Source organism: Pseudoalteromonas sp. 19-MNA-CIBAN-0066 (genome assembly GCF_040308705.1).
GTDB lineage: Bacteria > Pseudomonadota > Gammaproteobacteria > Enterobacterales > Alteromonadaceae > Pseudoalteromonas > Pseudoalteromonas nigrifaciens.
The window spans coordinates 1-246 of sequence record NZ_JBEONZ010000354.1; the positions used below are offsets into that span (position 1 = coordinate 1).

At 45.5% G+C, this 246-nt stretch carries 1 protein-coding gene; it reads left to right on the top strand.

The window, feature by feature from the left end; genetic code table 11:
* Positions 1–246 (top strand): HsdM family class I SAM-dependent methyltransferase (locus AAEZ18_RS19405; RefSeq protein WP_352256077.1); only part of this gene is annotated, 246 nt, incomplete at both ends.

A 246-nucleotide genomic window follows, 5' to 3' on the forward strand; every position in this document is an offset into this window, starting at 1 on the left:
GGCTTATTACAAAAAAACGCCAACGAAACTAAATCGGGCGCCGGCCAATACTTTACGCCAAGGCCACTAATAGAAACAATGGTGCGTTTACTAAAGCCACAACCTCGCGAAATTATTCAAGATCCCGCAGCGGGTACCGCAGGTTTTTTAATCGAGGCCGACAAATACATTAAAAGCCAAACCAACGATTTAGACGACCTAGACGACGAAACCCAAGAATTCCAAATGAAGCGTGCCTTTGTAGGG